At 73.2% G+C, this 11865-nt stretch carries 9 protein-coding genes; 3 read left to right on the forward strand and 6 right to left on the reverse strand.

Features of this window, described 5'->3' with window-relative positions; all coding sequences use genetic code 11:
* Positions 1-36 precede the first annotated feature (36 nt).
* The 4 genes from OHB04_RS25735 to OHB04_RS25750 form a co-directional block, all read right to left on the reverse strand.
* On the reverse strand, positions 37-2358 hold the full coding sequence (locus OHB04_RS25735; protein WP_326808411.1) for a bifunctional glycosyltransferase/CDP-glycerol:glycerophosphate glycerophosphotransferase: 2322 nt from the start codon (positions 2356-2358) through the stop codon (positions 37-39).
* Positions 2359-2412: 54 nt separating this feature from the next.
* Positions 2413-4764 (reverse strand): bifunctional glycosyltransferase/CDP-glycerol:glycerophosphate glycerophosphotransferase, encoded by a 2352-nt coding sequence (locus OHB04_RS25740; protein ID WP_326808412.1) that lies wholly within the window; start codon positions 4762-4764, stop codon positions 2413-2415.
* A 139-nt stretch (positions 4765-4903) separates the two neighbouring features.
* Complete coding sequence (locus OHB04_RS25745; RefSeq protein ID WP_326690020.1) at positions 4904-5677, reverse strand: decaprenylphospho-beta-D-erythro-pentofuranosid-2-ulose 2-reductase; 774 nt, start codon at positions 5675-5677, stop codon at positions 4904-4906.
* A 134-nt stretch (positions 5678-5811) separates the two neighbouring features.
* Positions 5812-7200: an FAD-binding oxidoreductase gene (locus OHB04_RS25750; RefSeq protein WP_326690021.1), complete on the reverse strand. Its 1389-nt coding sequence runs from the start codon at positions 7198-7200 to the stop codon at positions 5812-5814.
* Between the two features lie 146 nt (positions 7201-7346).
* Here OHB04_RS25750 and OHB04_RS25755 point away from each other — a divergent pair, with 146 nt between their 5' ends.
* Genes OHB04_RS25755 through OHB04_RS25765 form a run of 3 tightly spaced genes read left to right on the forward strand, consistent with a single transcriptional unit; the run spans position 7347 to position 9295 of the window.
* Positions 7347-7853 (forward strand): phosphatase PAP2 family protein, encoded by a 507-nt coding sequence (locus OHB04_RS25755; RefSeq protein WP_326692902.1) that lies wholly within the window; start codon positions 7347-7349, stop codon positions 7851-7853.
* Positions 7846-8832 carry a decaprenyl-phosphate phosphoribosyltransferase gene (locus OHB04_RS25760; RefSeq protein ID WP_326690022.1) on the forward strand — a complete coding sequence of 329 codons (987 nt, stop codon included), beginning with the start codon at positions 7846-7848 and terminating at the stop codon, positions 8830-8832. Before OHB04_RS25755 ends, OHB04_RS25760 begins: the two co-directional genes overlap by 8 nt.
* A gap of 7 nt (positions 8833-8839) precedes the next feature.
* Entirely contained in the window at positions 8840-9295 is a 456-nt protein-coding gene (locus tag OHB04_RS25765; RefSeq protein ID WP_326808413.1) for a GtrA family protein, read from the forward strand.
* Positions 9296-9355: 60 nt separating this feature from the next.
* Here the strand turns inward: OHB04_RS25765 and OHB04_RS25770 are convergent, their stop codons facing one another.
* Positions 9356-10309 carry a carbohydrate ABC transporter permease gene (locus OHB04_RS25770; RefSeq protein ID WP_326690024.1) on the reverse strand — a complete coding sequence of 318 codons (954 nt, stop codon included), beginning with the start codon at positions 10307-10309 and terminating at the stop codon, positions 9356-9358.
* Positions 10306-11775, reverse strand: a complete 1470-nt coding sequence (locus OHB04_RS25775; protein ID WP_442815108.1) for a carbohydrate ABC transporter permease — start codon at positions 11773-11775, stop codon at positions 10306-10308. The genes OHB04_RS25770 and OHB04_RS25775 overlap by 4 nt, the downstream gene beginning before the upstream one ends.
* Positions 11776-11865: the final 90 nt, after the last annotated feature.

The raw sequence follows: 11865 nt of genomic DNA on the forward strand, positions 1-11865 counted from the left end.
GCCCCGGCCGATCGGCTGATGCCTGTCGTCGGCCGGTCAGTTGAGCGGTTCGGGCGCCGACGTCTCACCGGGTGTGGTGTGCGGGTCGTCGATGACGACGGTCTCCGGAGCGGTCTCCGGCGTGGAGGCGTCCTGCGCGGAGGCGTCCGGCGCCGGGGCCGGGCGCCGCTCTGCCAGTGGCACCACGGGCGGGAGCGCCTCGGCGGGCTCGTCCAGCAGCACCCGCCGCACCACCCTTTCGGCCGCCCGCCCGTCGTCGTACGCGCAAAACCGCTCGCGGAACGCGGCGCGCAGCGCCCGGGACCCGGCATCGCGCCAGGTGCCGTCCCGGAAGACGGCCGTCAGCTCCTCCTCGGTGCGGGTGACCGGGCCCGGGGTCTCGCCGGGGCGGCCGGAGAGCAGGTCGAAGTAGACGCCGCGCGAGTCGCGGTAGCTGTCCCAGTCCGGGGCGTGGATGACGATCGGCCGGTCGAGGTTGGCGTAGTCGAACATCACGGACGAGTAGTCGGTGATCAGCGCGTCCGCCGCCAGGCACAGGTCCTCCATCGAGGGGTGCCGCGACACGTCGCGCACCAGCCCCCGCGCGTGCAGCTCCCGCAGCCCGGTGTCCCTGCCGTAGAAGTAGTGGGTGCGCACCAGCAGCACGTACTCCTCGCCCAGCTCCGCGCTCAGCCGCTCCAGGTCGAGGCAGGGCACATAGTCCTTGCGGTAGTCGCGCATCGTCGGCGCGTACAGCAGCGCGACGCGGCCCGGCGGGATGCCCAGACGGTCGCGTACGGCGGCGATCTCCTCCGAGGTGGCCGTCGCGAAGCGGTCGTTGCGCGGGTACCCGGCCGGCAGATCCTCGTACGAACAGGGGAAGACGCGGTCCCATACCTCCGCCGAGTGCGGGTTGGAGGTGACGCTGACGTCCCAGCGGCTCGCGCGCCGCAGCAGCTTGCGGAAGCTCATCCGGGCCGCCGCCGGGTACGGCTGCTGGTCCAGGCCCATGGTCTTGAGCGGGGTGCCGTGGTGCGTCATGACGTGCCGCTGGCCGGGCCGTTTGACCACGTGGTCGTGGAAGTTGACGTTGTTGACGAAGAACTTCGCGCGGGCCAGCACCTGCCAGTACCGGGGCGAGTGCGGGACGACGTGGTCGGTGCCCGGCGGCAGCGAGGCGACCGCGCCGCGCCGCACGATCCACACCGCCTTCAGGTGCGGGGCCAGCTCGCGCGCCTTGGCCTCGATCGCGGCCGGATTGCAGGCCACCCCCCGGTGCCAGTACGCGGAGTAGACGGCCAGGTCCTCGCGCAGCGGCAGCCTGCGCTGGAGCGCGTAGTAGCCGCGGTAGCCCACCTTGCCCACCGTGCCGCGCGCCCGCCGCGTCCGCCGCCGCGTCGCGCCCGCCGTGCGGCGCACCAGCTCGCGGGAGGCGAACAGCGTGTAGGAGCGCCGGGCCAGCAGCCCGAAGTCGCGGGCCGCGCGGCGCGGCGGGCGGAAGCCGGGCGGCCGGTGGGCGCGGTAGTGGCGGGCCGCCTGCCGGAAGTAGGCGCGCCGGTCGGCGGGCCGGACCCGGTCGCGGCGCCGGACGCAGAACAGGTAGTGCGACACCATCCGCTCGAAGAGCACCTTGCGGTAGGCCTCCAGCGCGGGGCGGCGGGCCACGAAGGCGAACAGGGAGGAGTACTGCGGGAAGATGTCGAAGTGCTTGCGGCCGGGGGAGCGGGTGATCGCCCCCTGGTAGCGCTGGCGGTAGTCGACGCAGACGCGGGAGAGGCAGCCGATGGAGCGCGCGCACACCATCGCCTCGTTGGACAGCGGCGCGTCCTCGTACAGACCCGGCTCGAAGCTGAAGCCCTCGCGCAGGTAGAACGCGCGGCGGTACGCCTTGTTCCAGGCGACGTGGAAGAGCGTGAGCAGCTCGGGGTGGTCGGCCACCGTGGAGGTCTGGGCTCCGGGCCCCGCCAGCTGTTCGCCGAACACGCTGGGCTCGACCTTGCCCCACCAGTAGGAGCGCTGGTGGTCGAAGACCAGCAGGTCCGGATCGCCGCAGGCGCGCAGCTGCCGGTCGATGGCGGCCAGCGCGCCGGGCAGGTAGCTGTCGTCGCTGTCCAGGAAGAGCAGATAGTCGCCGCGCGCCAGCTCCACCCCCGTGTTGCGGGCCCGCCCGAGCCCGCCGTTGACGGGCAGGTGCAGCACGCGGACCCGCTCGTCGCGGGCCGCGTACTCGTCCAGGATCCGGCCGCTGCCGTCGGGGGAGTGGTCGTCGACGCCTATGACCTCCAGATCCGTGAACGACTGGGAGAGCACCGAGTCCAGGCACTCGCGCACGAATCCCTGGACCTTGAAGACGGGGACGACGACGCTGAAGCGGGGCATGAACACCAGTCCTTCGTGGTGAGGGCCTTCGTGGCGAGGGCGTGGGGACGGATCTCAGCTCGCGGGTACGGGATGGGCGGAGGGCGGCTCCGGCTCCGGCGGCCTGCGGGTGTGCGCGCCCGCCGGCCCGGTGGCCGCGCGGCGACAGGCGGCGGGCGAGGGCGCGGGACGCCGCTCGGCGGGCGGGAGCACGGGCGGCAGCGCGGCGAGCGGCTCGCCCAGGAAGACGTGCCGCACCACGCGCTCGGCGGCGCGCCCGTCGTCGTAGGGGCAGAAGCGGGCGCGGAAGGCGGCCCGCAGCTCGCGTGCGTGGGGGGCGTCGTGGGCGCCGGTGGCCAGGATGTCGGTCAGCTCGTCCTCGCCGTACGCCACGAGACCCGGCGGCGCTGCCGTCACATCGAAGTAGGTGCCGCGCGCGGCCCGGTACGCCTCCCGGTCGGGGATGTGCAGCACGAGGGGCCGGTCGAGGTTGGCGTAGTCGAACATCAGGGAGGAGAAGTCGGTGACCAGCACGTCCGAGGCCAGGCACAGCTCCTCGACCGAGGGGTGCGCCGAGACGTCCAGCACGCTCTCGGGCAGTGGCTGCGGCTGCCCGTCGTGACTGTGCTGTCCGCCGTGACTGTGCTGTCCGTCATGGAAATAGTGCGGGCGCACCAGCAGGGCGAAGCCGGGGCCGAGCGTGGTGGCCAGCCGGGCGAGGTCCAGGGGCGGGTGCCAGCCGTCGTGGTAGTCGCGGTGCGTGGGCGCGTACAGCACGGCGGTGACACCCTCGGGTATCCCCAGTTCGGCGCGTATTCGCGTCACGTCGTCGGCCGTGGCGGTGTGGAAGACGTCGTTGCGGGGATAGCCGAACTCCAGCGTCGTGTACGGCGCCGGATAGGCGCGCTCCCACACCGCCGAGGAGTGCGGGTTGGCCGAGAGGCTGAAGTCCCAGCGGTCGACGCGCTCCAGGAGCTTGCCGAAGTCCATGCCCGCCGCGCTCGCCGGGTAGGGCCGCAGGTCCAGGCCCATGTGCTTGAGCGGGGTGCCGTGGTGGGTCTGGAGATGGGTCTGGCCAGGGCGTTTGCGGTAGGTGTGGGGGAGGTTGACGTTGCTGACGAGGAAGCGGGCGCGGGCGAGCGCGCTCCAGTACGCGGCCGAGCCCGGGTGCAGCCGCAGCACGCCGGGCGGCAGGGTGTGGGCGTGTTCGGGCATACAGATCCAGGCCGTGCGCAGGTGCGGGGCCAGCTCGCGGACGGTGGCCTCGATCGCGGCGGGGTTGCAGGCGTAGCCGCGGTTCCAGTAGGCGCCGAAGACGGCGAGGCCCGGGTCCAGTGGGCGGCGGCGCTGGAGCGCGTAGTGGGCGCGCAGCACCGCCTTGCGGGCGAGCGCGCGCAGGCCGCGCAGCCGGGTGCGGACCGCCGTACGCAGCCTGCTGGCGTGGGAGAGCAGCCGGAAGGTGCGGTGGCTGCCCAGCCGCACCAGCAGCCGCCGCAGCCGCAGCCGGAGCGGCTGGCGGAGGAAGGCCTCGGAGGAGGCGGGTCGGTAGCGGCGGCAGTGCTGACGGCCGCGCCGCAGGAACTCCGCGCGGGCCGAACGCGGCAGCCGCCCGCCGCTGCTGTGGATGACGGCGAAGTGGTCGGCCATCCGCCGGTACAGCTCGGGCCGCCAGCGCTCCAGTTCGGGGCGCCGGTCCAGGAAGGCGAACAGCCGGTCGTACTGCGCGAAGACGTCGAAGTGCCCCCGGCCGGTGGTCGACAGGATGCTGCCCGTGCGCCGCTGCCGGTAGTGCACGCACACCCGGTCGAGGGTGGCTATGCCGCGCGCGGTCAGCAACGCGGGGAAGGTCCAGGGGGTGTCCTCGTAGCAGCCCGGGGGGAAGCTGAGCCCCTCGCGCTGGAGGAAGTCGCGGCGGTACGCCTTGTTCCAGGCGACGGCCATCAGCCGCAGCAGCCCGGGGCGCTCGGCCAGGGTGGCGACGGCGGGCGCCGATTCCTGGCCGATGGCCTGGTCGAGCAGGTCGGCGCGGGTGTCGCGGACGGTGGTGCCGTCCCAGTAGGTGCGGGCGAAGTCGAACACCAGCACGTCGGGGTCGCCGGTGGCGGCCAGCCGGTCGGCGACGGCGCGCAGGGCGCCGGGCGTGAGGGTGTCGTCGCTGTCGAGGTAGAGGACGTAGTCCCCGCGGGCCCGGCGGGTGCCGGCGTTGCGTGCCGGGCCCATGCCCCCGTTCTGCGCCAGATGGATGACGCTCACGCGCGGGTCGGCCTCGGCGTAGGCGTCCAGTATCGCGCCGCAGCCGTCGGGGGAGTGGTCGTCGACGGCTATCAGTTCGAAGTCGGTGAAGGACTGGGTCAGGACGGAGTCCAGGCACTCGTGCACATACGCCTGCACCTTGTGGACGGGGACGATCACGCTGAGAAGAGGCACGGCAGATCCACGGGGTCGACGTGACAGGTCAGGAGACCACGGACGATTAATCCGATTTATCCCACAAGTGTCGCGTCGGCACATCCGTGCCCGTCTCGCCCGGGTGCCGCCCCGGGTGCCGCCCCGGGTGCCGGCCCGCTCAGCCCGGCAGCCTCCTGAAGAGCGGACGGGGCAGATGGCGCAGCGCCGTCATCACCGGGCCCAGAACGCCCGGCACCCACACCGTCCGCGCCCTGCGGCGCACCCCGTGGGCGATCGCCTCGGCGACGGCGCCCGGCGTGGTGGCGAACGGCGCGGGGCGCAGACCCGCCGTCATCCGGGTGCGGACGAAGCCGGGCCTGACCACCATCACGTGGACGCCCGAGCCGTGCAGCGCGTCGCCGAGCCCCTGCGCGAAGGCGTCCAGACCGGCCTTGCTGGAGCCGTAGACGAAGTTGGCGCGGCGGGCGCGCTCGGCGGCGACCGAGGAGAGGACCACCAGCGAGCCATGGCCCTGGGTACGCAGGGCGTTGGCGCACACCAGGCCGGCGGAGACCGCGCCGGTGTAGTTCGTCCGGGTGACCCGCACGGCCGACAGGGGGTGCTGTTCGTCGTGCCGCTGGTCGCCCAGCACGCCGAAGGCGAGGAGGACGAGGTCGATGTCGCCCTCGGCGAAGACCTTGCCGAGCACCTCCTCGTGCGTCTCGGGTGCGAGCGCGTCGAAGGGCGCGGTGCGGACGCTCACCTCGATGCCGTGCGCCGCCGCCTCCTCGCGCAGCCCGGCCGCCGCCGCGTCCAGCCCGGGTCCGGGCCGCCCGGCCAGCCAGACGGTGCGGGCGCGACGGGCCATGAAGCGGCGCGCTGTGGCGAGCGCGATCTCGGAGGTGCCGCCGAGAACGAGCAGGGACTGCGGGGTGCCGAAGGCGTCCTTCATACGGGGCTCCTCGAACGGAAGGGGGATCCTGGCGGTCTTACGGGAAGGCGCGGCCCACGGCCGCCGGGCCACGGTCACCGGGCCGTCCGTTACAGGGCGGGCCGTCACGGGGCCGTCCGTCACCGGGCGGGCCGTCACAGGCCCAGCCGGCGGGCCAGGTCCGAGGTGAAGACCCCGCGCGGGTCCAGCTCGGCGCGCAGCGCGCGGAAGTCGGCCAGCCTCGGATACATCGCGGACAGCAGTTCGGGTCGCATCCGCGCGTCCTTGGCGAGGTACAGCCGGCCGCCCGCCTCGGCGACCTCGCCGTCCAGCTGGTCGAGGAACTCCGCGAGCCCCGGCAGCCCGGCGGGGATGTCCAGCGCCAGCGTCCAGCCCTCGGCGGGGAAGGACAGCCAGCCGGGGTCGCCCGCGCCGAACCGTTTGAGGACGGCGAGGAAGCTGGGGCACGAGCGCCGCGAGATGAGCCGCACGATGCGGCGCAGCGCGTCGTCGTGCTCGTGGCCCACCACGCACTGCCACTGCACGAAGCCCGCGCTGCCGTAGACCCGGTTCCAGTGCGGCAGCCCGTCCAGCGGGTGGAAGAAGGAGGCCAGCTTCTGCACCTCGCCCCGCCGCCTGCGGGGCGCCTTGTGGTACCAGAGCTTGTTGAACACGCCGACGGTGCTGCCGCGCAGCAGCCCGCTGGGCAGCGCGCGCGGCGCGGATGGCAGCCGCCCGGGGCGGAAGGCGAGCGGCGCGGTACGCAGCCGCGGGGGCAGCGCCTCCAGCGGGGCGTGGTCCCCCCGGGTGAGGACGGCGCGCCCGGTCGCCGTGCCGCGCGCCAGCAGGTCGACCCAGGCCACCGAGTAGCGGTAGCGGTGGTCGGTGGCGGCGAGCGTGGCCAGCAGCGAGTCGAGGTCGGGCAGCCGTTCGGTGTCCACGGTCATCAGCGACGTCTCCACCGGAAGCAGCTGGAGCGTCGCGCTCAGCACGACCCCTGTCAGGCCCATGCCGCCCGAGGTCGCGTCGAACAGGTCTGTGCCGGGGGTGAGGACCCGCACCTCGCCGTCGGCCGTCAGCAGCTCCATGGCGCGCACGTGCCGGGTGAAGGAGCCGGAGACGTGGTGGTTCTTGCCGTGGATGTCCGCGCCGATCGCCCCGCCCACCGTCACATAGCGGGTCCCGGGGGTGACCGGCACGAACCAGCCCAGCGGCAGCAGCACCTCCATCAGCCGGTGCAGGCTGACCCCCGCCTCGCAGGTCACCGATCCGGCGCGGGCGTCGATCTCGCGCACCCGGTCCAGGCCCGTGGTGTCCAGGACGGTGCCGCCCGCGTTCTGCGCCGCGTCGCCGTACGCCCTGCCCAGGCCGCGCGCGATGCTGCCGCGCGCCCCGCACCCGCGCACGACCGCCACGGCCTCCTCCACGGTGCGGGGGTGCGAGACCGTCGCGCCGGTGGGGGCTGTCCTGCCCCAGCCGGTGAGGAGCCGTGCGGGGCGGAGGGGCGGCGGGGGCTGCGCGGGCAGCGGAGGCTGAACGGGCATGGAGGCGACCGTATCGCCCCTGAATGCGAGTATCTGGAGGCTGCGCCGCGTATGTCGCTGAAAGAGTGAAAGGCGGAGTGTCGGATCGTATGGTCACGCGGCGGCGGGGGCGGTCCGGTGAGAGTCGGGATGTGGCTGCGAGAGCGATGCGACGGTGGGAACGGCGGCTGCTGTGCGCCCTGGGCGACTGCGCGGCGGACGCACGGGTGGCCGGTGCGGCACGCGCGCTGTCCTGGAGCGGAGAGCACGCCGCCGTCTGGCTCCTGACCGGGCTCGCCGGTGCCGCCACAGACCGTACGCAGCGGGAGCGCTGGCTGCGGGGCACGGCGCTCGTGGGCGCCGCGCACCTGGCCAGCATGGGGATCAAGCGGGTCGTGCGCCGCCCGCGCCCCGTTCTGGACGGCCGCGCCCCGCTCGTGCGGACCTGGGGTCAGCACTCCTTCCCCAGCTCCCACGCGGCCTCGGCCGGCGCCGCCGCGCTCGCGCTCGGCGGACTGCGGCCCCGGACCTCGGTGGCCGTCGGTATCGGCTCGCTGGCGACGCTGACCTGCCTCTCCCGGCTGGTCGTCGGCGTCCACTACCCCTCGGACGTGCTCGCCGGAGCCGCGCTGGGCGCGCTGACCGTACGGCTGGGACGGGGGCGCCATGGCTGAGCGGACCACGCTGGTCCACGCGCGGGGCGGCGAGGAGCCGGCCGGGCCCGACCTTGGCGCCCCGGCTCTGTCCTCCCCTGCCCCGGAGGCCGGGCCGGGGGGCTTCGCCGGGTGCGTGTACGGGCTGCTGCTGACCGCGCGGCCCCGGCAGTGGATCAAGAACCTCCTGGTCGTCGCCGCGCCCGCCGCCGCAGGACAGCTCGCCTCGGTCGCCACGGCGGCCCGGCTCGCGCTGGTCTTCGCCCTGTTCACCGCGGCGGCCTCGGCCGTCTACCTCCTCAACGACGCGCGGGACGCCGAGGCCGACCGGGCGCACCCTGACAAGTGCCGCCGCCCCGTCGCCGCCGGGACCGTGCCGGTGGGGCTGGCGTACGCGGCGGGCGGCGTGCTCGCGCCGGCCTCGGCCGCGTCGGCGGCGCTGCTGTGCAACACGGCGACCGCGGCGCTGCTGGCCGGCTATGTGGCCATGCAGGTCGCCTACTGTCTGCTGCTCAAGCGGATCCTGGTCGTCGATCTGGCCGTGGTGACCGCCGGGTTCGTGATGCGCGCGATGTGCGGCGGGCTCGCGCTGGGCATTCCGCTGTCGCGCTGGTTCCTGATCACGGCCGGGTTCGGGGCGCTGTTCATGGTCGCCGCCAAGCGCTACTCGGAGGCGCTGCTGGTCGGCGAGGGCGAGGGGGAGACCAGGGCGCTGCTGCGGGAGTACACCGTCGGCTATCTGCGCTTCGTGTGGCAGCTCGCCGCCGGTGCCGCCGTGCTGGCCTACTGCCTGTGGGCGCTGGAGTCCGACGGGGGAGGGTCCTCGCTGTGGCGGCAGCTGTCGATGGTGCCGCTGATCCTGGCGGTGCTGCGGTACGCCGTCTTCGCCGACCGTGGCGCGGCCGGCTCCCCCGAGGACGTGCTGCTGCGCGACCGTCCGCTGGGCGTCACGGGCCTGTGCTGGGGTCTGCTGTACGGGCTGTCGGTCGCGGGGCTGTGAGCGGCGTGTGACCGGTGCTCCCCGACTGCCCGCGCGGGCCCGCTCCTTCGGGGCCGAGCTGGGCGGGTTCGCGACCGTCGGCGTCTTCGCCTTCGCCGCCGACGTGGGTGCATTCCTGTGGCTGCGCGGCCCCGTCGGGCTCGACCCGCTGCTGGCCAAGGCGGTTTCGTTCGTCGCGGGCTGCTCGGTCGCCTATGCGGGGAACGCGCTGGGCCCCTACCGGCTGCGGGGGCGCGTCGGGGCGGGCCGATGGCGGCGCTTCGGGATCTTCGTGCTGGTCAACGTGGCGGGCGCGGCGGTGCAGTTGGCGTGCCTGTGGACCTCCCGCTACGGCCTCGGCTGCACCTCGGTGCGCGCCGATCTGGTGGCGGGCGCGGGGGTGGGGATGGTGCTGGCGACCGCGGTGCGGTTCTGGGGGACCCGCACCCTGGTCTTCCGCGCCACCCGCACCCCCGCGCCCTGAGAGGCTTCGCGTCCCCTCAAGGGCCGCTTCGCCCTTGAGGGCCGCTTCACCTCTGAGGGGCTACTTCACCGCGCCGGCCATCACGCCGGAGACGAACTGCTTCTGGAAGGCGAAGAAGACCGCCAGCGGGACGAGCATCGAGATGAAGGCGCCGGGCGCCAGCACGTCGATGTTGTTGCCGAACTGCCGTACCTGCTGCTGGAGGGCGACCGTGACCGGCGGGTTCGTGGAGTCGGCGAAGATCAGCGCGACCAGCATGTCGTTCCACACCCACAGGAACTGGAAGATGCCCAGCGAGGCGATGGCCGGCCCGCCCAGCGGCAGGATCACCCGGGTGAACAGCCGGATCTCTCCCGCCCCGTCCAGCCGCGCGGCCTCCAGCAGTTCGCGGGGGATCTCCGCGAAGAAGTTGCGCAGCAGGAAGATGGCGAAGGGCAGGCCGAAGGCGGTGTGGAAGAGGATCACACCCGGCGTCGTCTCGAAGAGGCCCAGCGTGCCGAACAGCTTGGCCACCGGGATCAGCGCCACCTGTACGGGCACCACCAGCAGCCCGACGACTCCCATGAACCACCAGTCGCGGCCGGGGAAGTCCATCCACGCGAAGGCGTAACCCGCCAGCGCGCCGAAGATCACGACCAGCGCGGTGGCCGGGACGGTGATCAGGACCGTGGTGAGCAGGGAGTCCATCACCTGCTCGTTGGCGAACAGCGCGTCGTAGTTGGACCAGGTCAGCTGCCCGCTGTCGATGATCCACGGGAAGCTGCCGTTGAAGTCGAAGATCTTCCACCAGCCGGATATGGAGATCTCCGCCGGGTCGCGCAGCGAGGAGCTGAGCAGCCCGGCCGTCGGCATCAGCCAGAACAGGCCGATGACGACGAGTGCGAACCGTACCGCCCAGTGCCCGGTGGCCGAGGCCACCCGGGCGGCGAGCGGGGTCTTGGGCCGGGCGCCGGCCGAAGCCGGGGCCGGGGCGGGTGTCTCGGAAGAGCCGCCCTTCGCGGTCACCGTGGTCATCGGCGCGACTCCCTCCGAAGGCGGCGGATATTGAGAACCATCACAGGCACCACCAGCAGCAGCAGGATCACCGCGAGCGCGCTGCCCACACCCTGGTTGGCGCCGCCTCCGAAGGACTTCAGATAGAGCTGGAGTGCCAGGACGTTGGCGTCCCGTTGGGAGGCCCCTGGCGAGATGATGTAGACGAGGTCGAAGATCTTGAGCACGTTGATCATGAGGGTGACGGTCACGACACCGAGTACCGGGGCCAGCAACGGCACCGTTATCTTCCGGAAGACCTTCCACTCGTTCGCGCCGTCCACCCGCGCCTGCTCCAGCAGTTCGCGGGGCACCCCGGCGAGTCCGGCCGCTATCAGCACCATCGCGAAGCCCGCCCACATCCAGATGTAGGAGCCGATGATGGCGGGCGTCACCAGCGTGGGGCCCAGCCAGTCGACGCCGTTGTAGGGCGCGGCGAAGTTGGTGGCGGGCAGCTTGAGCCGGGCGCCGTCGGCGGCGGCCGGAAGCGTGAAGGTGCCGTCCTCAGCCGTGGTCGCCTCGGCGACCTTGTGGCCGTCCTTGACCGCCTGCACCTTGATGCCGGCGAGCGCCTTCTCGCTCTGGTCGACCTTGCCGTGCTCGCTGCGCCCGCCCTTGACGAAGTCGAGCCAGACGGTGCCGGTGACCTTCCCGTCCCCGCTCTTGGCGGGCACCTTGGCGGGCACGGCGTCCGCCGCCTCCTTGGGCGGGATACCGACCAGCGGCAGGGAGGCGGGGCTCGTGGTGTCGACGGTGCCCTTGGTGGTGTAGGCGCCGCCGCCCGAGGCGGTCAGCGGCGCGTCGTTGCGGGGGCGCGCGTCCGGCCAGGGCGAGGTGTCGGCGAACGTGTCGTGCACGGAGGTCCACATGGCGTTGGCGACGCCGCGGGCCGGGTCCTGCTCGTAGACGAGCCGGAAGATGATGCCCGAGGCCAGCATCGAGATGGCCATCGGCATGAAGATCAGCAGCTTGAACGCCGTGCCCCAGCGCACCCGTTCGGTCAGCACCGCGAAGATGAGGCCGAGCGCCGTACACAGCGCGGGCGCGACGATGACCCATATGAGGTTGTTGCGGAACGCGGTCAGCGTGGTGTCGTCGGTGAAGACCTCATGGAAGTTGTCCACCCCGGCGAAGGACGAGCCGTCCGCGCTCATGAAGCTGCGGAAGACCGAGTAGACGATGGGGTAGGCCACCAGCGCGCCGAGCAGCACCAGCGCGGGAAGCAGGAACGCCACCGAGATCCAGGGCCGCCGCCGCATCACCGAGATGCGCCGGCCGGAGCCGGTGGAGCCGGTGGAGCCGGTGGAGCCGGTGGAGCTTGAAGCGCCGGACGGGGCGGACGGGGCGGGCGAGGCGGAAGTGCCGCCTACGCCCGGTGCCTTGGCCGACCCGGAGGTCGCGGCCGACTCACCCTCGTGGGTGGCGGTGCCCGCCGCGGCCTGGGTCATGGCGGCGTCCCGCTCCGCCTTTCGTTCCGCCCGCTCTTCCGTCTGCTGTTCTGCTTGCCGTTCTTCCGCTCGTTGGTCCGCTCGGCGCTG

Source organism: Streptomyces sp. NBC_01775, from assembly GCF_035917675.1.
Taxonomy (GTDB): domain Bacteria; phylum Actinomycetota; class Actinomycetes; order Streptomycetales; family Streptomycetaceae; genus Streptomyces.

Coding starts and splice junctions, on each gene's coding strand:
- OHB04_RS25760 (WP_326690022.1), top strand. CDS start 7,846: ATGGCTGAGCGGACCACGCTGGTCCACGCGCGGGGCGGCGAGGAGCCG.
- OHB04_RS25755 (WP_326692902.1), top strand. CDS start 7,347: ATGCGACGGTGGGAACGGCGGCTGCTGTGCGCCCTGGGCGACTGCGCG.
- OHB04_RS25775 (WP_442815108.1), bottom strand. CDS start 11,775: ATGACCCAGGCCGCGGCGGGCACCGCCACCCACGAGGGTGAGTCGGCC.
- OHB04_RS25750 (WP_326690021.1), bottom strand. CDS start 7,200: ATGCCCGTTCAGCCTCCGCTGCCCGCGCAGCCCCCGCCGCCCCTCCGC.
- OHB04_RS25735 (WP_326808411.1), bottom strand. CDS start 2,358: ATGCCCCGCTTCAGCGTCGTCGTCCCCGTCTTCAAGGTCCAGGGATTC.
- OHB04_RS25770 (WP_326690024.1), bottom strand. CDS start 10,309: ATGACCACGGTGACCGCGAAGGGCGGCTCTTCCGAGACACCCGCCCCG.
- OHB04_RS25745 (WP_326690020.1), bottom strand. CDS start 5,677: ATGAAGGACGCCTTCGGCACCCCGCAGTCCCTGCTCGTTCTCGGCGGC.